The sequence below is a fragment of the Hymenobacter volaticus genome (assembly GCF_022921055.1).
GTDB lineage: Bacteria > Bacteroidota > Bacteroidia > Cytophagales > Hymenobacteraceae > Hymenobacter > Hymenobacter volaticus.
This window is the reverse complement of record NZ_CP095064.1, coordinates 117,210-140,228: the sequence shown is the minus strand read 5'-3', so window position 1 is coordinate 140,228 and position 23,019 is coordinate 117,210. Positions and strand designations below refer to the sequence as shown.

The following is a 23,019-nucleotide window of genomic DNA, read 5'->3' as shown; positions in this document are numbered from 1 at the left end:
CTTTTGCGATGCAGTTGCATGGTAGAAATAGCTGTTCCAAAAAGGAACAATTTTTGGACGACTAATGCCACCCCCACAGCGTGTTGGAAACAGCGTTTATTGCGAACGTTTCTCGCCCCTTTTTTGGACAGTCTTTTTTAACTGTATCCACCCTTCCGCCAGCTAAGTGGCAGCTTGTAAGCGGGCAGGCGTTCTGCTCAACAGCTGGCGCAGCACCTACAACGGGTTTTCGGTATCCTACGCTTTGTCGGCCGTTAACCCAAGATTATAAAGGGCCACTTGTATCGGCGAGTATATCAACCACTATATACTGGTTATTTGAAGTGCTTCGTTCCGAATACCTCACCCCCTTTCGCCTTTTTATGACTACTGCTATTCGTCGTGCTTGCCTTCCTATTCCTCTTGTCCTAGTCTGTAGCACGGGCTGGGCGCAGCACGCCCGCTTTCCGCTGCAGATCACGCCTAGTATACGCGCCCGCAGTACGGTGATGAACTTCTTTAATCTCAACGCGGTCCGCAGTAACGTGTACGTTCCCTACAACTACGAGCGCAACTTGCAGGCCTTGGCCATTGGGCCGGAAATCGCCGTGGGCCGCGAAATCGCCCTCAGTTATACCCCCTTTCTGCGCTATGGCTATGTCCACAGCGTATTTCAGTATAATGCAGATAGTACAGGTGGGACGCTAGTGGATAAAAAAGAGCTGATCCTGGACCATCAGTTCTGGCTCAGCAAACGCCTGCATCCCAGCCACGCGCGCTGGTATAAACCGATCGCTTTTGCCGTGGGCTGGGGCCTAGCCAATTCCGGCCAGCAGTTCTTTTTACGGAATGGCCCCTTTAACCAATTCATTCGGGTGGAAACCGCGACGGCCGATGTAGCCGCCCGCTTTGCGTCGGCCAACCACAAGTGGAACGGCCTAGTGGCAGCCCACTACTTTTATGAAGGGGTTGCTACCAACCGGCACGATAAGATGATTAGTTACTCGCTTACGATCGGCTATCGGCTCCTACCACCTAAAGGGGACGCAGAGATGGTAAAAAATCCTTTTGACCGTTCCAATTAGATCCGTGGCTGTTGCAGAACTTCCAACAAGGGATTGAATGGCTAGCAACAGCGAGTAAAGCAGACTAAAAACCCTCATTAGCGCTACTACTCTCAGCGCTCCAGGGACTAAACACACCTTTTCCACAATACGGATTGAGTTCTGCAACAGACACATCCCTATTTCGAACGGCTTCAACCCCCCTGTCAATACCCTCAAAAACGTGGTTTTCTCGAGGGATTTATGATAAGGTAATTCGAACACCAGCTGCTAACGCAAGATTCTTCTTATCAGGCCCTTTGTCTCCCGCGTAATTCTGTTTTCTGCCCCCGCGATAGCAAACAGTAAGAGATTAGAAGAAGACGGCGACCAAAGCCAGGATAAGTAGTAGCTAATCATTCCACTTATTGACTTTCGTTTCAGCAAGCACCTCACAACGCAACCAGCACCTTATCAAAGGCTTCTAGTGAGCCGCATAGGTGCACAGGTTGTTGAAAAAGAACGCGTCATACATCGCTTCCTGATCTAATCGCAGGTCGCTAGCTATAGTCAATGCAGTGGCCAAATCTATTGCTGGCCGATAGGGTAATTTCATAATGCCTATAAACAAGCCTTCAAACACCATTTCATACTCCGCATGGTCCAGGTAATGGCGCACAAACCCAGCCGTATCTTCCTCTAGCTGCGCTTTCACCTGCGCCAAGGTTTGCGTGATAAAGTCACTAACTCGGTTAAAGTCTACAGATGGCCTGTTATCCATATCGCCAGAATTTAGATGTTTTCTTTAAGTACCTACTCCTACAAGTAGGCGTCAAGTAAACAAAAGGAAGAAGGTAGATTGGGAGCTACTCAGTTGTTTTCTTGAAACCAGTTATTAAGGCACTGTTTTCTATAAACTCAACCTTGTAAAAAGTGGTAGTTTGGCAAGCTGGGATCGATAGGGTCTACAGTAGTTCTTTAGCAAGGCAGCACACTTTCTGATTCCTTCTCTTTCGCGATCCAATCGGGATTACCTAGTCTTATGCAGGAAAGAGTATTCAATCGGCTCGTGCTCGGCTTTCTCACCTTGGCCGGTTGGCTAGTGGTGGGGGTAGCGCTGTGGAGCCTGTACACTTCAACTGTGCTGGAAAAAAAGGGTATTACCCGACCCGGAACAGTGGTGCAGATCGAGGAGATAGAAAGCGCGCTGAGTTTTCGGGTTCACTTTACCTACCACCAGCAGCCATATACCGTCTTATAACCGCATTCACGATAGCGACCCGCTCTATCAACTGCACGACACAGTCGACGTGCTGTTTCTGCCCGCGCAGCCAGAGCAGGCCATCATCAATAGTGAAAAGGAGAAGTATCAGGGCTATGGAATGATGCTCCTATTTGGGTTGAGTATCGCCAGCATATGGCCTTTGATCAGGTACATCAAGTGGTACAATGCGCCTTAAGCACAGTATACAAGAAAGGAACCACTAGCAAACCGGTCCAGCAACTGGGCTGCTCACTAGCAGGCCGTTCCAGTACCCTCTCTCCTTTTCCCATGCCCGCCGTCAAGCAACAAGTAGTGGCCCTGCTTCACGAGTACCAAGCTGCTGTCTATCAGGCCGTAGCGCTGTTGAATGCGAAGTCCGAACAAGAAAAAGGCTTTCAACGACCCGAGGTAAGCCCGGGTGTTCGGGCCGGGTATCTCGATGCTTTACAGCAAGTGCGCTACCACTTCCATGGTGCTGGCTGCAAGATCACCACGCCCGCATTCACGGTAGATTTTGATTACGCCCGAGATGGAGGCTGTAGCGGCATTGACCTCTGGTTTCTGGTTGATTTTCTAGAAAGCAATCCGGCCATACAAGCAAAATACCCCTTCCTGACGAACGGGGAACAAGTAGAGCAGGTCTTAGAAGAGTTGGTGAAGGAGGGCTTGCTAACCCGGTATTGGTATTCGGGGACGATGGGCGTTTTTATTTAACAGCTGACCTCCAAAAGCCAAATCAGCCAACGGTCGTATTGTATAGGCCCGATGAAGACATTTCTTCGTAATGCCGACCAACTGCACCGCGATTCGGCCGGCACCAAATGTCCCGTATGGGCGCACTTCGTAAACACCCTCAACTAAAAGTTCTGCCCTCACTCAAGTACCACATCGAGCGATGCGGTGCAGCCAGCCGAAAACTGTACTGATTTCAATAACTGTCCGAGAAGCAACTTTATGTTAACTAGCTTTTCTTAGGTTCTAGCAGCCTGAGAAGCCCGGCCTTATTTCGCACTTTTATCTATCTTAGCTTGCCTAGGAACGGCTGAGTGAAAGTGTCAGAATCGCGGACTTGAAATCCTAGTTCCCTTTTCATCCATCACTATAGGGCGCCTGCTCGCATGAAAAGTTTCTTCACGGCTATTCTACCCGTTGTAGTCTTTGTTCTACTTTATCAACCTTATCTCTACTTCTATTATCGCTCTCATGAGCACCTGCCTGAACTCTATCAAAACTGGGGCTATGTCCTCGCCATCGTCCTCCTGGTAACGCGACTCGTTAACTTGGCTTGCTTGAAGCAGCGAGAGGGCTATGCGGATTTGCTGACCGCGAACCGGATTGGGTGCAATCTATTCGTGCTGCTCGTGGCCTGGCTGGTGCTTGGCAATGTGCGCGCCTTGCTGGAGTTGTTTCGTCCATACAGTGAGAGCATGATCCTGCACATCTTGTCGCTCTTCCTCGTGTCTTTGGTTGGCGTGCGCGAAGTGCTCTGCCCCACCAAACCGTTTCGCTCACCGGACGCGGAGCATAAGGGGTAGTGGTTGATACTAACTACAGGGACAGGTTCATAGAATAGACGAACCTCCAACTACTCAAGGACAGTTGCACCTATTTGAGCTGAGCCAGTGCTAGAGCTTGTGTGAGAGGCTACTAATTTCATTGAATTAACTAAGCAATAGAGAATCCTACTTACGAGGCATAATATCAGCTGCTGTTACAGTGTCCGTTCCATAAACACTTACCCTGCCGGCTGCTTGTACAGTATGGTCGAAGACTTTCCAGATTCCGTTCAAGCGAGAGATTATCTGATCGGTTGTACAGGAGAAATCATTCAAGATAAGCGATCTGTCCAGAATAGTTATGCATACCGCTTTTCTGCCAAAACCAGTTGGATCGGCATCCACATGATGGTTGTCTATCAAATCGACTAGCTCATGCTCTAGAAGCTGCGTAGCCTCTACCAGTTGGGCCCCCTCCAAGATGACTAGTTCAGAGGAGCCAATCGTCAGGTTATGTTTTTGATTGAAGGCAGCAATAAGTGGTTGTAGATGAATGCGCGTATCACTTGCACACGAACACAATCCACTACCTGCCTGATCACTTCTGAAATGTAGATAGTCTAGCTCCATGGAATCGAATTTAACATCACAAGGGTCCTCAATTGTAAAGGCAAGAAAACAGTACTTTTCTACATTGCTACTTAGTGGTTCTACAGATAAGCTTACTTTATTTAAGTCATCAACATAAGAGTTTTTATAACACTGTTCTAGAAATAATAGTAATTTCAGGTATGTACTACTCGTCTAACTAGGTGGTACTTTTCCTTTGAGGTTAGGCGAGCCTGGTACTATCGAGTGCGTGTTACGTTGTCCTTTCTTCGCCTCGTAAGACTCTCTTCCTAGCCTATATTTCTAGCATGACCCAAGCAGAACAAGCGCTTATTGAGGCGCTTTATAGGAAAGAGATCAGCCGAGAAGAGTTCTTGGCTCAGTTTCCTCTCAATGTGGCGCAACATCCGGAGTATCTCGTCCAGTTACTAAGAAGAGCGTATCAGGAACAGAGTGCGGAAGACGTCGACTATGCCTTGATGATTAGCCACCTAGCGCCCGGAGTTCCCGTAGGCCTGACGGCAATTTTGGGGGAACTCGTTGTCGTCGATTGGCACTACATGCACGAAAACATTGTGCATTGGCTACAAGCCTTGCAAGATCCGGTCAGTATTGACCCCTTGTATCAAGCCGCTATTGAAATACCGGATTTGAATTGCTATGGCAACTATACCATCGCCGTGCAGGCCACTTATGCGCTCCATGATATCGGAACAGAAGAAGCGAAGGAGAAATTGACGCTGTTAGCCGGTTCGGCAATACCCGCCATCCGGACCGCCGCAACCTACCAGTTACAACGGTTAAGTTCATAACCCTGGTTGAACGATGATCGAGAAGCCCTTCTTAATCATTTAACACCTTATAGTAGGTGATTCACAGCCGTTACGAACTAATTGGCATTTTAAGAACGGTTAATCACAAAAGGTCCAGGCCCCCGCTGGGCGAGTGAAGAGTTACGCCATGCGCACCCGCAGCGGCTTTCTACTGTACATAATTGGACTTCTCGGACAGATAGAAATCTAGTGGTAGTTGTCTAGGTTGAGGGAGATGCAAATTCGAAAATCAGCCCGGGGTCAGCGGCTAGAGTTGGCTCCGCAAGCTTCGCCTGTTGTGCGGAGTCAACTAACTGTCGAGGAACCCTCAGATACGGACTATGGGTCGCTGACTCTATCCAGTATTGCTTCCCCTGCCTGTACGCCGTAAACCCAATAGCCCCTAGTTTTACGTCGGCCTTGGGACGGTACGCCATAGCCGCTAGCACGCGTTTGAAATTGCGCAATTCGACGGGCCGCAAGGTAGACTCCCCCCTGTTATTACGCACGGTGATAGAATCAATAGCCTCAACATTGACTAGGTCACCTAGCTGGTAGTGCGGCGACTGACAAGCAAGCAACCCGACAAGCGAAAACAATCTTATTACTTTAGGCATAACCAATCAACAACAGTAGGGATGGAAAGCCCATTTGCAAGTAGGAGCATGTGTGACTACCCTTTGAGGCAAGATAAAATTTAGATAAAAACACGAAACAGTGGCCTATGATTATTAGACCAGTTTCCGGGTAAAGTTGATTAACATATTACTTGTTATACCCCCGCTCTTAAAATAAGAGTAGTTTTGGCTCTACTCCCCCTATATTTTGATTGTGGTACTTTGACGGGTAGTCGGACACAGATTCGGGTGTAACAATGCTACCTTTCTAGCCAGATGCCTAGCAACTACAAAACGGGTTCTCTTCCTTTTCTCCCCTCGGCTTTGCTGCCCTTCGTGGGCTGTTCTATGCAGCGATTTCCGTTACTGGTTCTCCTTCTTTTCTTCTGTTTGTCTCTCCCCGTTCTGGCCCAAAGCCTATCCGTTTCAGCCGACACGACCCATGCTCCCGATTGGTTGCGTAACCAGCAGCAGCTCTTATCGCTGCCCCGCTTGCCGGTGGCGACGCATGCGGCTCATTTTAGATTCTACGCGCCGGGGCAAGTGGTTCAGGGATGGCAGACCGTAGATGGGCGCTACGGCGGACAAGTCCTGCACTGGGTACAACAGGTCCGTCCCAAAGACGAGGAACTGACGAACCGAATCCACCGAGTCCCGGTCGCGTTGGACTCGGCCACCGTGCGCGGGCTCTTTCGTCTCCTCCAACAGTTGCAGCTGCGAGCCTTACCTGATGAGACGGCTATTGTGGGGTGGAAGCCGATTCTGGATGGCATTAGCTACACTTTGGAATATGCAACGACGAGCACGTACGGGGTCAAGTCGTATGGTAACCCGGCCTCCCAAGGGGCACTGCCCGAGGCCCAGCGGGTGCTCGCGTTTGTGGCTCAAACCGTGAAGGCAGAAAGCACTGTGGCCCAGCGCCGCGCCTTTGAAACAGGCATTCCCTTTCCCTGCTACACAGCTGGGGGCGGGACCATTACCTGCCGTATGCGGAGTGCCACGGACCGAAGGAAGGACAAACGAGCGCGAAAACCGGATCAACAGACACGGTGAAAGCGCGTTGTGGTCCTATAATCAGCAAATTATTTGCAGAGATGATCCAAGAAGGATCATCTTTCAAAGAGCTGATAAGCAAGGGGCAGAAGCCCCGTAACGTCAAGTGAATGCTTTCGCACAAGCGTTACGGCCCAATTGTCATTTTACAAACGGTGCTTCATAGATGCTATGCTTGCGAAAGGCCACACGCAGCCCGCAAGGTGGCTAGGTGCGCCGTAAATCGTTGTTCCAGTTCCGGGACGGGTAATGCGGCAGAACCGCCGTGAGCCTGAATGAACAAGAGCTCTCCCAGCTGAGTCAAGCGATAGGCGGTAGCACTCATCTTATCGCCAAAGAGTTCGGCCTCGGCAATCTGGGCATCGGCTAACAAGCCACCCGTTAAGCGATAGTTGCGCGCAGCTGCATTCATCTTCTGCACGGCGGGATCCTCTAGTGCGCTGGTGGCTTGCATGGCGGCGACACAGGCGTGTGCAGCGATCGATTCTCCGGCTTCAAGCCGTAGTTTCCACTCCAGCGCGAGGGTTGCCTCCACCCATGTCCAGCGATTGTAATCCTGTTCGAATGGGATATCGTTGAGCAGTTGACAGACCTGTAGGCACAGGGCGGGCTGCTCATAGACATACAGCCAATAGGCTAAGGTCTTGGCGCGGGCGAGGGCCGCCGCGACGGTGGGCTTGAAGGTCTTGGCTAGGCTGGTGGCCAAGCGGGCTAGGCGAGAATATGTAGGCAGGTGGGTGGCCACGGCGGCCAGCACCTGGCGTTTGTCATCAAGGGTCTTGCTCATGGGGTAAAGGTGCAGTCCGTTCGCCGAAAGCAAGCGCAACCAGGCTAGCAATAGGTGCCGCAGGAGAACAAGACCCTTCTTAAGGCTGAATAATGGCCTGTAGAGGCCTTGCTATTGATTTGGCATTTTACAAACGAGCGGTTGTAAAATGCCAATTGAGCCGCTAGAGCGAAAGACACGGCGTCAAGTGATTCAGTAGTGCTTACACAAGCTCCGCCGCCGTGGTGGACTAGACCGAGTGCAGCCTTACCTTGCTTGCCTCACCCTTTCGCTGAGCAAAACGCCTACTTTAGCATCTTATGGCTTATTCCACTAAGTGGCTTCGGTTTCGTCAAGCGGAAGAAGAGTACTACACCAGCCGCTACGACTTGCTGCAGGACAAAGCCGCACTCGTCGACAACCTGCACCAGGCCTTCGCCCGCCCACAGGACCGCGACACCGCCTTGCGGCTGCTCGAGCAGATGACCCCAGACCGGGCCGTGCTCGAGCCCGTGCTGGCGCAAGTGGTCGATACAGCGATTGACAGCACCGATATAACGGCAATCCAACTCGCCCGGCAGATCCTCTTGCTCTATCACGCCGAGCCCTGGGTCCGAAGCACCCTCCCGCTTATCATCACACCCTACCTGGCTGCACAGGACGAATGGCACTATCGACGCATCGCCGAACTCTATGCCCTAGTGCACTACGACGAGGAGCTAGCTTGTTTTCTCTTGCTTTGCCAAGCGAGTACAAACGCCGAAATCCGGGAGATAAGTGACGACTTTGCTCCTTCCTAACCACCGTTCTTAAAATGACAAATGAAGAACGAGCACAGTTGCTGGTTGATCCCCAAGATGGTTCGAGAGCAACAGACTCGCAAGAGGCTTTGCTTAGTTGTTGTGGTGAGCCAGATAAGCGCAAGCAATTGGTCGACTCGTTAGAAGCGCTCTTACTGAAGACCCAGCTTTTTTTCTTGACAGAGATCGCGCAGCTCTGTATTAAGCCACTTTTGGTTCTGAGTGAGAAAATCATGTAGGCAAGGTTCTTCTACCAATGAAGCCTGCCGCCTCATTGGCTCTAGGAGGTGCCATTTCCCCGCCAGCCATTCCATTTTTCCGCCTGGGCGGAACAGTCGATTTCGATAGTCAAGTAACGAATCTACCCAACCATCCTGTGTGTTGACATAGACGGCGGAGACAGGCACGATATTGTACGTATCGGCCTTGTCTAAGCTTCTAAATTCCTGTTTGAAGCGAAAGCACACCTCATTCGGATAAACCGTTATGTTAGTCAACGTACTTTTAGCGCCCAAGAACTGGCGGAAGGTATTCTGAACGGAATCAGTAGGCGCTTTCTGTTGCCGTTGCGGGAATAGAAAGCATTTCAGCGGCCACACATAGGCTAGCCACAAGGCCGTTCTGTAGGACTGCTGTAAGTGAAGCTGCACCACCTTGGACGGATAGCGGAATCCCACCGGAGGTTTCTTCTGGCAAGCCGGGACGAAGCTGAAGAGCACTACTAAGGAAAAGATGTACGGATTGCGCATCTCGAGTGGATAAGGAAATCGGATAGGCTTGACGGTATCATTTCTTAGGGGTCTCTATTCTTGTCTTCTTTGGGCTAGAACCCTTATTTGTTACTAGTGGTAATGAGAATAAAATGCTAATCTACAGACCTTTTAGTAGTGAATGAAAAATACAATTTTTCTAGGACTACGCTTATAACAACTATTATGTCAAGCAACTTTTCCTAGAAACTAGAGGGAAAGAGCACGCCATCGAAAGATATGCAAAGTGCAGTTTCTTTCCTTTTACTTAGCTGCTCCTAAACGCCTTCTGCTATGTCCACCTACCCACCCGTTAAGACACCCCATTTACTGGGCACTTACCCCGCCCTTGTTAGTGCCGGTGGCGGGTATGTATGGGATGAGGTACTCGAGTACCGGGTATGGTGTCATCCCCATGCGGGAGCGCCGGACACGGAAGAGGGTAACGATTACTACTACGTCTTCGCCACGTATGAAGAAGCCCTTTCCTTTGCCACAGCCAACGACGGAACGGAACCACCGCTCGCGCTCGTGTTACAAGAAGAATACATTGAGGAGGCTGAACCGGCCGTGTTTGTGCATATTCAGGAACAGCGGTTGACGGAATGGCCGGTGGAGTGTTTAACTCGCCCCCGCCGAGAGGCGACGACTATTCCCGCCTTTTTTTCGCCAACGGCCCCACGCAATCGTCTCGACATTTTACGGGGCTTAGCTTAAACCTGCCGCGAGTAGGAACAGCGTTATAAAAGCAGATTTTTTAACTATCCGAGAAGTACCAATTATGTTCATGACCTATTCTAAGATGGAGGCAGTGCTTTTAAATAAGCCTGCTTGGGCGAAAGTCCTGTTCCTCATACTCGGTAGGAAGGCTTAAATTAGAAGTAATTCAGGCACTACATACTCTTTTGACGTCTTGCCACCCAATTCATTGCGGAAACAGAGTTCCAGAGTAGTGTTGTCCACGAATCTTGCGTGGCATCGCCACCAGCGGGAGGTAATGGACAGGCGATACTGGTCGAGGGGGTAGGGCGAAAGCGTTTCTAAGGTCGCTCGTTTGCGCAGTGTGCCCTGCTGATCGTAGACGACCACTACGTTCTCTCCGTAGCCGGGCTGGTACCAGTCATCGAGTGTTACCACATAGCGGCCGTCGTTGCTGACCAGCGCCTGCATAGGGGCAAACGGGTTAACTAACTCGTGTCGCCAGACGGGCACGAGGTCTTGGTGGACCCGGTGAAACAAGGTCGCATAACAAGGGATAAGCGTTGTGTCCTGCGGCGTGTAGCGGCGCTTCTTCTTGGGGCTAGCAGTCTGCCAGCGGCTATACTTGGCCGGGACAAACGTGGGCACCACGCGCAGGCAGTAGCTACTGTCGGCGCTGTAGTAATCCACGGTTTTGGGCACATGCCACTCGTCCGCCCACGCGGTGAAGGGTTGAAACAGGAGTGCGCACAGAACAAGTCCGTAGCACACCAAAACCCGATAGGAGCTGCGGCTATCAGAGAAAGACAGGCGACCGGTTAGCCAAAACTGATAAAAGCTACTGGTCATTTCAACTAGTGGTATAAGTCCCGATTATGTTAATGACCGTATCAAAGAATAGGATATCCAAAGATTGATGAGTAGCTAGGAATTCTGTACAATTTAGCGGGCCTTTTTACCCCTTGCTTTATTTGATGAAATTAGTTGCGAACCGAAAGTTTCGTCTTCTCTCCATACTAGGGGAGCATGTCTCTATACTTCTGCTTGGTGTGCCCCTTATAATCTTGTTTCATCCCCTGCCAGGGAATTGGGAATTTTGTTGTGTACTCGTACTTTATCTTAATAAAGACTTTTTCAACGGTCGTAGCCCTCTCAAGCACTTACTTGGTACCCAGGTGCGCCATACAAGAGGAAATCCAGTCAATGAACTGCAAGCCTTCTGGCGCAACACGACGCTTTTCGTGTGGCCACTGGAGATCTTGGTCGTGCTCTTGAGTAGAGGGAAACGGATCGGGGACTTTATCACGAACACGGCGGTAGTAGAAACGCCAGCCGACGTCAACTCTTGGCGACAAGATGTGGCGTCCTATCGCGCAAGTCCTTATACGCTTTATACCCTTCTAGCCACCATACTTTACATAGTCGGTGCGGAAGCTCTTTTCACCTGGCTCGGCTTTTAGAGCAGTATCCGAGAAGTACCGGTTATGTAAAACAACTATCTAACGATACTTTCGCCTAGACTCCCTCGAGCTAAACCTGCTTTCGTCCTCTATCCGTGCAGAATCGTACGTACCAAGACCTAGCCGAAAACATCCAGCAGCATCGCTGGCTGGTCTTTCACATCCTAGGTGAAGGCAACTTCCCGCCTTTTTCCTATACCGTCGGCCTCTATGCTACGTTTGGCTACCCGGAAGTCGTCCTGTCCGGCCTTAATCAGGAACTGGCACACGCTCTCTTGAACGACATGGGGGAAGATGCGGCGCGTGGTATCCAACGGCAGCCAGACGTGCTCTATGAGGATGTACTTGGGGCTCTGGCTGCCTCTTTAAGACGGTCAGTCCAGAATACTATGACGCTTATTTCGGGCGAGCGCTCGTCTTCTATCAAGGCGCGCACTTTCCCGTGTTGCAATGTGTGTGGCCGGATGCCCAGCAGCGCTTCCCTGGTCAGGCAGGATACGCGTACTCCTCGGCTACCCAGGAGCTATTATATCCGCATTGAGGTCTGTCTGATATGCAACGATTATGAGCAAGAGAGCCTTGTTGCGTCCACTCCGCTGGCGTAGTCCCTTGCGCCTGACCAAGCGGCAGGGGGCGCTTTTCCTCGGCTGCCATCTGTGCATCGCCTTCCTGGTGGTGTGTCCTTTCTTGCCGGGGCCGAATGGCTGGAGCAGCGAGACCAATTCCGTGTTCACCTTCTGTCAAGTACTGAGTTTGCCCAGCCTGCTGCTGGTGCCGGTGGGCTTGCTGTGGACCAGCCGGCAGCTTCGAGCTTCCTCGCCTACGACCTCGCCGCTGTATGCGCTGCTGCTGTGGACGCTCCCGCTGATGGTTTGCGGGCATTGTGGCGGGAGCGCGCCGTGGCTGCGCGAGGTGAGCAGAAGGCGCGCTATCGACCAGAGTGCGCCCCTGCTCCGGGCCTTGGACGCGTACCGGGCAGAGCACGAGCAGTATCCCGTGCTGCTAGACGATCTACTCCCGCGCTACCTGCCGCAGCTACCGAGTCCCAGAATAATGGGCATCGCTGCCTATGGCTATGCTCGCCATGCGGGCTGCTTTGAGATCAGCTTTGCGCAGAATGTGCTGTTGGGTTTCAACTATGAGGTGGTGGTCTATGACCCGAACACTCATCAGCGGGCGGAAGGCAAGTTGGCTACTCTTTATCCAGCAGGAGTTCCGCACTGGCAGTATTATGTGTATGACTGACCACGAAGCAAGCACACGAGATTAACCAAGCTACCAGTTCTTCTGTTTGGTAAGTCGAATTGTGTTTACTAGAACAAGGTAAAAGAAGGTGTTCGGATTACCTATCGAAAAATGCTCCTGAAAAACCGCGTTTTCGGGGGCATTGACGGGGGCCCAAAACCGTTCGAAATAGAGAGGTGGCTGTTGCAAAAGGTTGACCGTTGGCGGACAACAGGTACTTAAAGCCCCACCCGCTGCCCACTAGGGGCGCTACGTCAGCTTATTTAGGGCAGCCTAGGCGCAGATGCGACCCCGTACATTCCCTGCGGAGAGTTTTGCAACAGCCACATGCATTAAGTTAAGTGCCCTTAATTAAATTAGGCCGTGTGGACCGTAAGGATTGTGGCCCAACAAAGGCCGTCATGCAGAGCAGAGCGAACATCAGCACGCGAGATGCTTCGCTCTGCTCTGCATGACGTTCTATTTATCTATTATCCACATCCCCTAGGATGTGTGGTTTGTTACTGTCTACAGCCTCTGGAAAAGCGCCTCTAGACAAGTTTTAGCTTGCTTCTTGATACTGGAACCAGTAATGAGGTTGTTGTTCTATAGGCGGACTATTTGCTGATTATTTTACTGCAAATCACTATTATACTTCCACTATTTTTTAGTACTTAATATTGCTTTCTGAGCGGTTGGTTGTCTGATCTTGGCTAATGTGGGGGGCCTCCCGTGGAGTAACGTGCTGCCACATTCTTCCTTTTCCTGACTGTGTAGGCGCAGGCCGTAGCCTGTTGTTGCTCCCTTATTTCCCTAACCGATGAAACAATTGATTACCCGTTTGCTGCTGGCAGCAGGTGTGCTTCTGCACGTGCTGGCCACTCAAGCGCAAACCAGCCAAGCCCTGGCTGCAAGCAAAACGCAGAAGCTCCTACCGCCGCTGCCCTATGGTTTCTCGCTACCCGTGGGGGCGCCGGCTTTGCGCCGCGCCTTACCCTCAACCGGCGCCGTGGGTTGGGGAAAGACCCCCGCAGAATTAGCACGTCCGAAAGCCCAACGAAGCAAACAACTTGTGGCTCCGGCGCCAAAGAACTCTAGCACCTCTCTTGCCAGCCAATCAGTCAGCGAAGAATGGGTGGCCCGCTACACGTGGTCCGACAACAGCTTCGACGGCGCCACGGCCGTGGCAATGGACACGGCGGGCAATGTGTACGTAACCGGCTACACCTTCCGCAACGGCAGTTACGACTATGCCACCCTCAAGTACTCGGCCAGCGGCCAGCAACTCTGGGAAGCGGTTTACAGCGGACCCGGCAACAGTGCTGACGTGCCGACGAGCCTGGCCGTGGACGCGGTGGGCAACGTCTACGTGACGGGTTCTTCCTTTGGCGGTGGCAGTGGCTACGACTATGTCACCGTCAAGTACAATGCCGGTGCCATTCAGCTCTGGGAAGTGCGCTACAACGGGCCCGCCAATAGGGATGATCTGGCAACTAGCCTGGCCGTGGACGCGGCGGGCAACGTGTCGGTAACGGGCTTTTCCGATAGTGGCAGCAGCAGTTACGACTACCTCACCCTTCAGTATTCGGCCAGCGGCCAGCAGCTCTGGCAAGCCCGCTACAACGGCCCCGCCAACAGCTTTGATCTGCCCACCAAGGTGGCTTCGGATAACGCCGGCAACGTGTACGTGACCGGCACCACGTACACAAGCACCCAGAGTGATTATGCCACCCTCAAGTACTCAACCGGCGGGCAACAGCAGTGGGTGGCTATGTACAATGGCCCGGCCAGCGGCTATGACTTGGTGCGCGACCTGGCTGTGGATGCCACCGGCAACGTGACCGTAACCGGCACCTCCGATAATGGCCGTACCTATAATTACGCCACCGCTAAATACGCCGGCAGTAGCGGCCAGCAACTCTGGGCGGCGCGTTACAGCGGAGCCGGCAACAGCTACGACGAAGCCACCGCCGTAGCCGTGGATGCCACCGGCAACGTGGTGGTGACCGGCTACGCCAACACCGGCAACAACAACTGGGACTACGTCACGCTCAAATACGCGGTGGGCAACGGGCAACCACTTTGGGAGGCGCGCTACAACGGCTTGGAAAGTAGCTACGACGAGGCCCGAGACGTAGCCGTGGATGCCACTGGCAACGTGGCCGTGACAGGTCGTTCCTTCGATAGCCGCGGGCAGAGCGGTTACGCCACCGTCAAGTATGCGGCCGGCAGTGGCGAACAACTCTGGCAAGCCCGCTACAACGCGTCCGCCAACCTAGACGAAGCTCCCGCCCGCCTGGCCGTGGCCGCGGCGGGCAACGTGGCCGTGGCCGGGTATGTTTTCGGCCGTAGCAGCACCGATTCCGACTTCGCGGCCCTCACGTACGCTGCGGCCACCGGGCAATTACTCTGGCAAGCGCACTATTCCGGCATCCGCATCCGCGCGTTTCAGCCAACCGACTTCGCCGTGGACGCGGTCGGCAACGTGTATGTGACGGGAACCACCAGTAGTAGTATCCCTCTTAGGTTTGGAACCGTTCAAACGCAAACAGCCTACGTCACCATCAAGTATTCGGCCAGTGGGCAGCAGTTGTGGGAAAACCGCCTTCCTTACCGCTCCAACCCTTTTTATCCGCACCTAACCAGACTGGCCATTGATGCAACGGGCAATGTTTACGTAACTGGTATCGACTTCAGCCAGTATTTCATCCTTAAGTACTCCGCTAGCGGGCAGCAGCTCTGGCGAGTTCCCCTCACCGTGCTAACCCCACCTGGGGCGGTTCCTCTTGCCGTGGACGGAGCGGGCAACGTCTACGCAACGGGCTCCTCGGGTAGCACAATCACCGGCACCGACTACACCACGCTCAAATATTCCACCACGGGGCAGCCGCAGTGGGTGGCGCGCTACAACGGGCCTGCCAACGGCGACGATGAGCCCACTAGTTTGGTGGTGGATGCCGCCGGCAACGTGTACGTAAGCGGTTCTTCCTACGCCAGTACTACTGACCTCATTAATCTCGATTTTGCCACCGTCAAGTATTCCACCCAGGGCACCCAGCTCTGGGCCGCCCGCTACGCCGGAACCAACCGCAATTCTTCGGACCAGGTAAGCGACTTGGCGGTGGATGCGGCCGGCGACGTGTACGTGACGGGGTATACGGACAACGACAACCTTCTCAACCTCAACAACAACGACTACGGCACCGTCAAGTACGCTGGCGCGAGCGGGCAGCAGCTATGGGTGGCCCGCTACAACGGACCGAACAACTTGAATGATAACCCAGCGGCCATAGCCGTGAACGCCGGCAGTGTGTACGTGACGGGAACTACCCAATCCAGGACCCTGAACGACTACTCTACCGTCAAGTACGACGCCGCCAGCGGCCAGCTGCTCTGGGACAGACGCTACAACGGGCCCGGTAGCCGCAACGACGCCCCGACAGATCTAGCCGCGGACGCCGCTGGCAACGTGTACGTGACCGGGTACTCCAGTGGCATCGGCATATCCGATTACGCCACGCTCAAGTACTCGCCGAGCGGCGAGCTGGTATGGGAAGCCCGCTACAACGGCCCCGCCAACAGCGACGATGTGGCAACCCACTTGGGCTTGGATGCGGCGGGCAACGTGTACGTGACGGGAGGCTCCAACGGCAGCTCTGTTGCCAACACCTACGACTATCTCACCATTAAATATTCCCAAACCAGCGCCCCGTTCCCAACGCAACTCGCCGCCGCTGGGCAAGCCGCTTTAGCAGGGCCGAGTAGTGTTCAGCAACTAGTGGTGTACCCGAACCCCACGGCGGCCACGGCCACCGTAAGCTTTCGCCCGGTGCTCGATGGCGCGGCGCAGGTGCTCGTCTACAACCAGCTAGGTCAACAAGTAGTTAGTCTCTACGAGGGCACCGTGCGCAAAGGGCAGCACTACGAACTGCCGCTCCATAGGGAGAAGCTAGCGCCCGGCTTGTACACCTGCTCGTTGCGGGTCAATGGCCAGCGTGAAACCGTGCGCCTACTGATCCAGCCCTGACAACCGTCGGCGCGATCGAACGCGTAAGCGTCTCCGGCCCGCGGCCGGAGACGCTTTTTTGTTTGGCCGACTCGGGCCGCACCCATTGGTTCCGCCCGCAGGGCGGGAAGGCCGACCCATGGCCGAGTAGCGCGGACTTCTCGTCGCCCGAGGCTGAGACGCGCAGACGAAAGCTACTGGCTTGGCTTTTAGAACTAATGACCCGTGTCGATAAAGTTAAGTCTAGGAACCGAAACCGTGTCTTGTGCATCCGATTATTGGAGCGTGACTATTGCAAAACCCTAGCAATACTCACACAATAGATTATTTGAGCTTTATCTGCTGCTGATTAGTGGCGCTGTCCAAGACCGGTTAAACTCTAGTAATCGCCAATGCTCCTTATCAGTATCACTGACGAGAGTTTTGCAACAGCCACTCATTTTATGTCCAGTAGCTATCTAACTTCCGCATTATAAGACTGCCTCCACTATAGTCTCTGTTTCTTGATAAGAGCGCTAGACGCTCGTAAAGCCTCTTTATAGTTTGGCGCCGACTTCGCTCAGTAACTGTTGGTTGAGCAGCGTATACTCGGCTTTGGCCACTTCGTTTTTATCGGCTTTGATCCACTGTAGCGACTGCCGGGCCGCCGCCACCGCTTCTTGCTTTTTGCCTTGCTTCTGTAGCAGTTTGGCTTTCCAGTAATAGCCTTCATATTGGTCACTGGCACTATCCAAGTGCGCTTTGAGGAACGCATCGAGCCAGCCGACGGCGGGCGTGAGGTTGGGTTGGTTGGAGTGGTAGTAGTAGAGAGCCGCTGTGAAATAGGGCTTCTTCTCGCCCTGCATCGCTTCCTGAATCTGGTTCAGAATCAGGGCATCTGGATGGGCCAGCAACGAAATACTGACTTGGGTGTGCTCCCAGCTCAGGGTGAGGTCCGCCGCCGTGGGGCGCACGTTTTCCAGGGTGAGCGTCAGGCTTTCGTGCGGTACGGCTAACATGGTAGCGTGGGCGATAATGCGCACGACATCGAGCTGTTGGTTGTACTCATACGCCCCCCACTGGGCCGTGTCGCGGTTAAGAATGATCGTCCAGTCGGTTTTGCCCGGGATGGTGAACAGTGAATACGTACCAGCTGGTACAGCCTGGCCGCCCACTTGCATCGCTTCGCCCAAACGGATTTTGGTGGCCGTATTGGCCCCCGTGCGCCATACCTGGCCATAGGGAACCAGTCCACCAAAGGCCTGGCGTCCCTTCAGCGAGGGGCGGCAATAGCGCAACTCGACGAACGAGGTGGAAAACGCCTGGCGAATCGTGACCGCGGGGCTCACCTGCGGCAGCACGAGCTTGGTTTGGGCGTGGGCCTTACGAGCGGCCAGCCCTAGTAACAGAGCCAGGAGCAACCCGGTGAAAAAGTGTTTCATGGCCCTAAAGATAGGCTCAGGGGCGCCCAATACTATCGTCCGAAGGACGAGTCGTAGAAGAGATCGTCTCTTTCCCACAACGACCATTGCAAGGTGCCCAAAGCATTGCTCTATCGTTGTGATAAGGGCCCCTTATCGAGGGAAAGGAAATTTCTGTGCTACCAGTATCCCAGCCAGTTGTATACAATCAGCTCCGAATGCAGGGTGTCAACTAAATAAAAGGCTACCGCCTCTGCTTTGTTCCACCACGACGCGCACTCTACGCCACTGGTAGATGCCGAGGCCTGAAGCGGGTAGTTGCTTTAACCGCAAACGGGGTGATTAACCGGAATCAGCCTGCTTGCGGATACGACCCAGGGTTTTGCGGGATACCCCTAAATAGGAAGCAATCATATGTAAAGGCACCCGTTGATAAAAACCAGGAAAGGCTTTTACAAACGCGTGGTACCGTTCTTCCGGGCTGCGGCTGATGGCCGCATAGAGCCGGTCAATTTGGGCATCAAACGTGCGGCTTATCAATTGGGTTTGCAGGGCGTTGAAGGCGGGAATTTCCTTTTTGAGCAGGTCCCAATTTTCTCTGGACCACAGCAACAAATGAGTGTCTTCCAGCGCGTCAACAGCTCCTTTGGCTGGTTGCCCGTTGTGAAAACTTTCGTGGTCGCTGATCCACCAGTTCTCCGTGGCAAAGCGGATGATGTGTTCTACCGCATACGCATCGGTGCGGTAAAGCCGCATGAAACCGCTCACGACAAAGGCCATATGGCGGCACACCTCGCCTTCGTGCAATAAAAACTGCCGTCGCTTTAATTTCTTGACGATCGTAACTGCTTCAATCTGCTCGAGTTCGGCGTCGGTAAAGGAGCCTCTCGCGGTTAAATAATTTCGGAACGTTTCAACCATGGCGATGCACGTAGGTGAACGGAGTTGACCAGGCCGCTAAACAGCCGCATTGCAGGGGAATGGAACGTGAAGTAACGCAGGAGCTCCAATCCGGTTCGTTAAACCTCGACACTTGGGCGAGTGTTTAGGGGCCATTGTTTTGTAGATACAGAGGCCTTCACCCAAAAACCAGCGTCTTGACCCGCTCACACCGCTTGCGGCGACTGAATCCTGAGTACGCTTCCCAGCTCGTTAATGAGGTGGTTATTATGCCCTTGGGTAGCCTGCCAGGCGCCTCAGGAACTAAGCTGGCCTGAAGCACGGCTCCGGCTTGCTAGCTGCAGCTACCAGGCACACGCACTTAGAGAGCAGCCTACTCTATTTGACAGCAAGGGAGCGGATCGAAGAAAACGGGGACAAATGTCCCCGTTATTCTTTTGCACCAACGCTACTATTGCAAAGGCAAACGGCACACGAAGTGCCCTAACTCCTTCGCAAATGGCAAACCGTGCAGCTGCTCACTTAGCGCTCATTACAGGCGGCATCAGGACCCGAACTGAACCTGCATTAGTTACGAAGGCTACTTGGTCTTCAGCAGGAGGCTACTGGAGCGCAGCGGTAGGTAGAAGTAAGCAGCTTGTCAGTACCAATTCAACAAAAGGCCACAGTCCAGCTATTACTAACGGGTTAATTGCATGAGCGCTAGCCAAGGCAGCATGCAACGCTAGAGCAGTTCCTATGCCGGTGACTAAGGCCGAAGCGCGCAGACCTCAGGGTCACCTATTTTGCCTTCCCTACGCTTACGCTGCAGGTAAGTCGAAGGGGATATGCCTGCCGCACGGCGGCCATTACCGCTAGTTAAGCGCAACAGCAACTTGGCAAGGGCATCCTGGAACAGAAAGCCGCCGCTTTTGACGCCTCCTCTTGGTAACCCCACGCCATTGACTTTAACGCGCCTCGCCTACCGGTTACGGGACAAACCGGCTGGTTTCACTCATCCCATTTTTTCACTTTTTCCTCCTTTTCCTCCTATGAAACTACAAGACAAAGTAGCCGTTATCACGGGCGGCAACAGTGGCATTGGCTTCGGCATTGCCCAGGAATTCCAGCGCGAAGGCGCTAAGGGCGCTATCGTGGGTCGCAACCCGGAAACGCTGGCTGCTTCGGCCCGCGAATTGGGCGACGACTTCTTGGCCCTCCGAGCCGACGTAACGCAACTCGCGGACTTGGAACGCGTGTTCCAGGCGGTGGCCGACCAGTTTGGCAAGCTCGATACGCTGGTTGTCAATGCCGGAGGCGCAACCGCCAAGGGCACGGTCAGTTCCGTCATCAGCACGACGGAGGAGGAATTTCAACAGTCGATCGATCTCAACCTCAAAAGTTACTTTTTTACCGTCCAAAAAGCCCTGCCGTATCTGCAGGATGGGGCGTCTATCGTGCTCGTGTCGTCCATGGGGCGCACAAGGCGTTTGTGGGGCTGACGCTCTATACCGCCGCGAAAGCCGCCATCGTGTCGTTTGCCCGGTCGTTTTCGCAGGACTTGCTCGCGCGGAATATTCGGGTCAACGTGCTCAGTCCGGGCATTATCGATACCCCAGTGTATGATAAATTTGGGTTGTCAGAGGAAGAAGCAACGCAACAAAAAATAGATCTCGCTGCGGTGGCGGCGCTTAAACGTATGGGAAAGGCCAGCGAGATTGGCCGAGTCGCGGTGTTTCTCGCTTCCGAGGATTCTTCTTTCATGCTCGGTTCCGAAGTGTTAGCGGATGGGGGGCTATCAACTTGTAGTGGAGGCCCCGCCGGCTTGGATAGCGTACGCTATCCCCACTATAACCTACTTCCAAGCGTTGCTCTCCCTCGGCAGGTGAAGCGCTTGAAAGTAGGTTTTGCTAGTAGTCGTCTACATTCCGTCTCGAGTAGGTAGTAGAGTAATCAGCCCTTAGAATACGCGCGATACGGGCCCCTTATCGGTATTAAGTACAAGACGAGTTGGCTTACTAAGTAGTCGGTGGTGCTACCGATAGCGCCAGATTGCCAGTTATTCACCGATGGAACACATTCGTAAAGCTTTCTTACCCGTCATGTCCCCTAGGTATTCGCAGATACTAGCTAATGTCGCCCGCCACGTCCTGCTAACACCCGAAGAGGCCGCCGACTTCATCCAGCTGCTCGGCACGCAGCAGGTAGCCAGCGGTGACCACTTACTCGTTGCGGGCGCGCGCGCGCCCTGCCTCTGGTTCGTGGTGAGCGGCTGTGTCCGTACCTATGCGACCGATGCCGAGGGGCGAGAACACAACCTCGCCTTCTCCACCGAAGGGTGGTGGTGCACCGACTCGGCCAGCTTTTTCGATGGCGGCCGGGCCAAGCTGACCCTGCAAGCCTTAGAAGAGACTGACCTGCTTTCTCTTAGCCTGTCCGACCTGGAGAACCTGTGCATCCAGGTGCCCAAGTTTGAGCGCTTCTTTCGGCTCCTCTCTCAAAAGGGCTACCAGTTGCTGGAACGCCGACTGGGGGCGATGCTGCGCCTGACGGCCGAGGCACGATTTATCCGCTTCCATCAACAGTACCCCCGCCTGCTCAACCGCGTGGCGCAAAAGCATATTGCTTCTTACCTCGGGATCACGCCCGAGTTTTTGAGCATGTTGCGCCGTAAACACACGAGCCCGGCACGTTCTTAAAGTAGTTTAAGGAGGTCGAAGAGAGGAGTGACGTGCTTTGCGGCCTCCTTTTACTGATCTTCTTCAATTTTCTTCCTGCCATGCTGGACACCCTTCCCGACCTGAGCCCCGACGCTCTACTGGCCGCCGCCGCGGCCTTGCCCACCGAGCAGCCCGTTGTGATGCTCAATCTGCTGCGTTACCGCGCCCAAGCCGCCTACGATGACCCCACCGCCCCGCCACCTCGTACCGGCCAGGAAGCGTACAAGGCGTACATTGACGCCTTTCTGCAGTTTAATGACCCGGCGGAGTTCACCCTCGTATTCCAGGGCGCGGCCCGGGCGCAACTGGTCGGTTTACCTGGCGAGCAGTGGGATGAAGTCGCGCTGGTAGAATACCGCAACCTCGGCGTTTTTCGTCGCTGGGTGGAAAGCGACGTTTATGCCCGTCAGGTGGCGCCCATCCGCCGGGCGGCCTTGGCCGACTGGCGCCTGCTACTGCTCACCCGCCCAAGTACCCAGGGTGCCGCGGACACGGGCTATCTGCGCGGACTCATGGCCCAAGAAACGAGGTATTGATTCTGCTCGCTGCTGGACTAGCGCTACTAGCTTCGAGCAGCCTGCTTTTCCAGGGACAAGACAAGGAGGGTCGTCGCAATTGCGGACGACCCTCCTTGTCTTGTCCTGAAATAGGTTAACAGGTCTGTCAGGAAAGGATACTCGGACTAGGTGCCCCTTAAATCGAGCGTTATCCGGGACATCGTCACTAAAAAATGCATCTATTTTCATTGCTAATACAAAAGACTGCGGAAATTTAGAATTGCCGTCTCAAAAATCTATGTGCCATTATCCTTCAGTTTATTGACTTGGCTAGACAAACAGATGATGCTAGAATATGCGAGTGCCTACAGTCGGCAAATAGGTCGGACTGGTACGTGCAAATCTTCAAGATCCGTATTAAAATGGACGATGGTAGAGGTAAGCATGCAGCTAGCCCGAATATGGGCGGGCGCTGCCAGGGCTTCTGTAACTTTTAATTTCCTCGAAGCGACGTATCAGAAAAGCTTTTTAGTGCCACTATAAATTTGATGGCAGGTCACTGTTGAAACAGCAGCGCCCCTCAATGCGCAATCACATGTATCCCAGTTATAACTCTGGCAATACAGTGAGCTATTCTTACTTCTTGCTTAAATTTCGTGTTTAATACACCGGTTTTATATCCATTCTTCTATACTCAAAACTACAATGCCGTGATTTCGGCTTTTGTAAGATTTAAGGCTTTACACAACTTATTCTGCTCGTCACTGGGCAGTTGTTTAAGATAATCCGCATGGGCAATAAATCGATAGGGGATAAGTCGAAAGGCCTCAACTTCTAAATTCACCTTCTTCTTAAGTCCTACCCGATAAGTCTGCTAGAGGTGTCCTTGCACGGACTCACAAGCTTCCAGCTGCCACCCCTGTGGTGCCGCCCAAACCGGCTCTTG

21 protein-coding genes and 1 pseudogene are annotated in these 23,019 nt (G+C 53.4%); 15 read left to right on the top strand and 7 right to left on the bottom strand.

Going from position 1 to position 23,019, the window contains the following annotated elements; translation table 11 throughout:
* Positions 1 to 362: 362 nt before the first annotated feature.
* The gene (locus tag MUN86_RS26155; protein ID WP_245126725.1) at positions 363 to 1,064 is read left to right on the top strand and encodes a hypothetical protein; all 702 of its coding nucleotides are present in this window, start codon (positions 363 to 365) and stop codon (positions 1,062 to 1,064) included.
* Positions 1,065 to 1,506: 442 nt separating this feature from the next.
* Here MUN86_RS26155 and MUN86_RS26150 read toward each other — a convergent pair whose 3' ends face one another.
* Entirely contained in the window at positions 1,507 to 1,803 is a 297-nt protein-coding gene (locus MUN86_RS26150) for a hypothetical protein (RefSeq protein ID WP_245126723.1), read from the bottom strand.
* Positions 1,804 to 2,064: 261 nt separating this feature from the next.
* Between MUN86_RS26150 and MUN86_RS26145 the strand changes: the two genes are divergently transcribed.
* The 3 genes from MUN86_RS26145 to MUN86_RS26135 all read left to right on the top strand — a co-directional run bounded on the left by MUN86_RS26145 (position 2,065) and on the right by MUN86_RS26135 (position 3,821).
* Positions 2,065 to 2,283 (top strand): hypothetical protein, encoded by a 219-nt coding sequence (locus MUN86_RS26145; RefSeq protein ID WP_245126721.1) that lies wholly within the window; start codon positions 2,065 to 2,067, stop codon positions 2,281 to 2,283.
* 291 nt (positions 2,284 to 2,574) lie between these two features.
* On the top strand, positions 2,575 to 3,000 hold the full coding sequence (locus tag MUN86_RS26140; protein WP_245126719.1) for a DUF6896 domain-containing protein: 426 nt from the start codon (positions 2,575 to 2,577) through the stop codon (positions 2,998 to 3,000).
* Between the two features lie 404 nt (positions 3,001 to 3,404).
* Positions 3,405 to 3,821, top strand: coding sequence for a hypothetical protein (locus MUN86_RS26135; RefSeq protein ID WP_245126717.1), 417 nt, complete (start codon positions 3,405 to 3,407; stop codon positions 3,819 to 3,821).
* A gap of 147 nt (positions 3,822 to 3,968) precedes the next feature.
* On the opposite strand, the gene MUN86_RS26130 is transcribed toward MUN86_RS26135, so the two are convergent.
* A complete protein-coding gene (locus MUN86_RS26130) occupies positions 3,969 to 4,412 on the bottom strand; it encodes a hypothetical protein (protein WP_245126715.1) in 444 nt (147 codons plus the stop codon).
* 287 nt (positions 4,413 to 4,699) lie between these two features.
* Between MUN86_RS26130 and MUN86_RS26125 the strand changes: the two genes are divergently transcribed.
* Both MUN86_RS26125 and MUN86_RS26120 read left to right on the top strand, forming a co-directional pair.
* Entirely contained in the window at positions 4,700 to 5,203 is a 504-nt protein-coding gene (locus MUN86_RS26125) for a hypothetical protein (RefSeq protein WP_245126713.1), read from the top strand.
* A gap of 1,007 nt (positions 5,204 to 6,210) precedes the next feature.
* Positions 6,211 to 6,873 (top strand): hypothetical protein, encoded by a 663-nt coding sequence (locus tag MUN86_RS26120; protein WP_245126711.1) that lies wholly within the window; start codon positions 6,211 to 6,213, stop codon positions 6,871 to 6,873.
* A gap of 169 nt (positions 6,874 to 7,042) precedes the next feature.
* Here the strand turns inward: MUN86_RS26120 and MUN86_RS26115 are convergent, their stop codons facing one another.
* Positions 7,043 to 7,660 (bottom strand): DUF6707 family protein, encoded by a 618-nt coding sequence (locus tag MUN86_RS26115; protein ID WP_245126943.1) that lies wholly within the window; start codon positions 7,658 to 7,660, stop codon positions 7,043 to 7,045.
* A gap of 299 nt (positions 7,661 to 7,959) precedes the next feature.
* Between MUN86_RS26115 and MUN86_RS26110 the strand changes: the two genes are divergently transcribed.
* A complete protein-coding gene (locus MUN86_RS26110; protein WP_245126942.1) occupies positions 7,960 to 8,439 on the top strand; it encodes a hypothetical protein in 480 nt (159 codons plus the stop codon).
* A 152-nt stretch (positions 8,440 to 8,591) separates the two neighbouring features.
* Here the strand turns inward: MUN86_RS26110 and MUN86_RS26105 are convergent, their stop codons facing one another.
* Positions 8,592 to 9,188 carry a hypothetical protein gene (locus MUN86_RS26105; protein WP_245126941.1) on the bottom strand — a complete coding sequence of 199 codons (597 nt, stop codon included), beginning with the start codon at positions 9,186 to 9,188 and terminating at the stop codon, positions 8,592 to 8,594.
* Positions 9,189 to 9,482: 294 nt separating this feature from the next.
* Here MUN86_RS26105 and MUN86_RS26100 point away from each other — a divergent pair, with 294 nt between their 5' ends.
* Positions 9,483 to 9,905, top strand: coding sequence for a hypothetical protein (locus tag MUN86_RS26100; protein WP_245126940.1), 423 nt, complete (start codon positions 9,483 to 9,485; stop codon positions 9,903 to 9,905).
* Between the two features lie 153 nt (positions 9,906 to 10,058).
* Here MUN86_RS26100 and MUN86_RS26095 read toward each other — a convergent pair whose 3' ends face one another.
* Positions 10,059 to 10,736, bottom strand: coding sequence for a hypothetical protein (locus MUN86_RS26095; protein ID WP_245126939.1), 678 nt, complete (start codon positions 10,734 to 10,736; stop codon positions 10,059 to 10,061).
* A 215-nt stretch (positions 10,737 to 10,951) separates the two neighbouring features.
* Here MUN86_RS26095 and MUN86_RS26090 point away from each other — a divergent pair, with 215 nt between their 5' ends.
* The 4 genes from MUN86_RS26090 to MUN86_RS26075 all read left to right on the top strand — a co-directional run bounded on the left by MUN86_RS26090 (position 10,952) and on the right by MUN86_RS26075 (position 16,598).
* Positions 10,952 to 11,347 (top strand): RDD family protein, encoded by a 396-nt coding sequence (locus MUN86_RS26090; RefSeq protein ID WP_245126938.1) that lies wholly within the window; start codon positions 10,952 to 10,954, stop codon positions 11,345 to 11,347.
* Between the two features lie 95 nt (positions 11,348 to 11,442).
* Positions 11,443 to 11,952, top strand: a complete 510-nt coding sequence (locus tag MUN86_RS26085; RefSeq protein ID WP_245126937.1) for a DUF4262 domain-containing protein — start codon at positions 11,443 to 11,445, stop codon at positions 11,950 to 11,952.
* Positions 11,912 to 12,592, top strand: a complete 681-nt coding sequence (locus MUN86_RS26080; RefSeq protein ID WP_245126936.1) for a hypothetical protein — start codon at positions 11,912 to 11,914, stop codon at positions 12,590 to 12,592. Before MUN86_RS26085 ends, MUN86_RS26080 begins: the two co-directional genes overlap by 41 nt.
* 799 nt (positions 12,593 to 13,391) lie before the next feature.
* Positions 13,392 to 16,598: an SBBP repeat-containing protein gene (locus MUN86_RS26075; RefSeq protein WP_245126935.1), complete on the top strand. Its 3,207-nt coding sequence runs from the start codon at positions 13,392 to 13,394 to the stop codon at positions 16,596 to 16,598.
* Between the two features lie 515 nt (positions 16,599 to 17,113).
* Here MUN86_RS26075 and MUN86_RS26070 read toward each other — a convergent pair.
* On the bottom strand, positions 17,114 to 17,998 hold the full coding sequence (locus MUN86_RS26070) for a DUF2911 domain-containing protein (protein WP_245126934.1): 885 nt from the start codon (positions 17,996 to 17,998) through the stop codon (positions 17,114 to 17,116).
* A 321-nt stretch (positions 17,999 to 18,319) separates the two neighbouring features.
* Positions 18,320 to 18,898: a Crp/Fnr family transcriptional regulator gene (locus MUN86_RS26065; protein WP_245126933.1), complete on the bottom strand. Its 579-nt coding sequence runs from the start codon at positions 18,896 to 18,898 to the stop codon at positions 18,320 to 18,322.
* An 806-nt stretch (positions 18,899 to 19,704) separates the two neighbouring features.
* Between MUN86_RS26065 and MUN86_RS32520 the strand changes: the two are divergent.
* From MUN86_RS32520 to MUN86_RS26050, 3 genes and pseudogenes are all read left to right on the top strand, one after another.
* Positions 19,705 to 20,801: pseudogene (locus MUN86_RS32520) on the top strand (SDR family oxidoreductase).
* Between the two features lie 124 nt (positions 20,802 to 20,925).
* On the top strand, positions 20,926 to 21,555 hold the full coding sequence (locus MUN86_RS26055; protein WP_245126932.1) for a Crp/Fnr family transcriptional regulator: 630 nt from the start codon (positions 20,926 to 20,928) through the stop codon (positions 21,553 to 21,555).
* Between the two features lie 80 nt (positions 21,556 to 21,635).
* On the top strand, positions 21,636 to 22,112 hold the full coding sequence (locus tag MUN86_RS26050; protein WP_245126931.1) for a DUF1330 domain-containing protein: 477 nt from the start codon (positions 21,636 to 21,638) through the stop codon (positions 22,110 to 22,112).
* Positions 22,113 to 23,019: the final 907 nt, after the last annotated feature.

What these genes read in the sequence shown, in the direction of transcription:
- MUN86_RS26155 (WP_245126725.1), top strand. Translation starts at nt 363, where the DNA reads ATGACTACTGCTATTCGTCGTGCTTGCCTTCCTATTCCTCTTGTCCTA.
- MUN86_RS26150 (WP_245126723.1), bottom strand. Translation starts at nt 1,803, where the DNA reads ATGGATAACAGGCCATCTGTAGACTTTAACCGAGTTAGTGACTTTATC.
- MUN86_RS26145 (WP_245126721.1), top strand. Translation starts at nt 2,065, where the DNA reads ATGCAGGAAAGAGTATTCAATCGGCTCGTGCTCGGCTTTCTCACCTTG.
- MUN86_RS26140 (WP_245126719.1), top strand. Translation starts at nt 2,575, where the DNA reads ATGCCCGCCGTCAAGCAACAAGTAGTGGCCCTGCTTCACGAGTACCAA.
- MUN86_RS26135 (WP_245126717.1), top strand. Translation starts at nt 3,405, where the DNA reads ATGAAAAGTTTCTTCACGGCTATTCTACCCGTTGTAGTCTTTGTTCTA.
- MUN86_RS26130 (WP_245126715.1), bottom strand. Translation starts at nt 4,412, where the DNA reads ATGGAGCTAGACTATCTACATTTCAGAAGTGATCAGGCAGGTAGTGGA.
- MUN86_RS26125 (WP_245126713.1), top strand. Translation starts at nt 4,700, where the DNA reads ATGACCCAAGCAGAACAAGCGCTTATTGAGGCGCTTTATAGGAAAGAG.
- MUN86_RS26115 (WP_245126943.1), bottom strand. Translation starts at nt 7,660, where the DNA reads ATGAGCAAGACCCTTGATGACAAACGCCAGGTGCTGGCCGCCGTGGCC.
- MUN86_RS26110 (WP_245126942.1), top strand. Translation starts at nt 7,960, where the DNA reads ATGGCTTATTCCACTAAGTGGCTTCGGTTTCGTCAAGCGGAAGAAGAG.
- MUN86_RS26105 (WP_245126941.1), bottom strand. Translation starts at nt 9,188, where the DNA reads ATGCGCAATCCGTACATCTTTTCCTTAGTAGTGCTCTTCAGCTTCGTC.
- MUN86_RS26100 (WP_245126940.1), top strand. Translation starts at nt 9,483, where the DNA reads ATGTCCACCTACCCACCCGTTAAGACACCCCATTTACTGGGCACTTAC.
- MUN86_RS26095 (WP_245126939.1), bottom strand. Translation starts at nt 10,736, where the DNA reads ATGACCAGTAGCTTTTATCAGTTTTGGCTAACCGGTCGCCTGTCTTTC.
- MUN86_RS26080 (WP_245126936.1), top strand. Translation starts at nt 11,912, where the DNA reads ATGAGCAAGAGAGCCTTGTTGCGTCCACTCCGCTGGCGTAGTCCCTTG.
- MUN86_RS26075 (WP_245126935.1), top strand. Translation starts at nt 13,392, where the DNA reads ATGAAACAATTGATTACCCGTTTGCTGCTGGCAGCAGGTGTGCTTCTG.
- MUN86_RS26070 (WP_245126934.1), bottom strand. Translation starts at nt 17,998, where the DNA reads ATGAAACACTTTTTCACCGGGTTGCTCCTGGCTCTGTTACTAGGGCTG.
- MUN86_RS26065 (WP_245126933.1), bottom strand. Translation starts at nt 18,898, where the DNA reads ATGGTTGAAACGTTCCGAAATTATTTAACCGCGAGAGGCTCCTTTACC.
- MUN86_RS26055 (WP_245126932.1), top strand. Translation starts at nt 20,926, where the DNA reads ATGGAACACATTCGTAAAGCTTTCTTACCCGTCATGTCCCCTAGGTAT.
- MUN86_RS26050 (WP_245126931.1), top strand. Translation starts at nt 21,636, where the DNA reads ATGCTGGACACCCTTCCCGACCTGAGCCCCGACGCTCTACTGGCCGCC.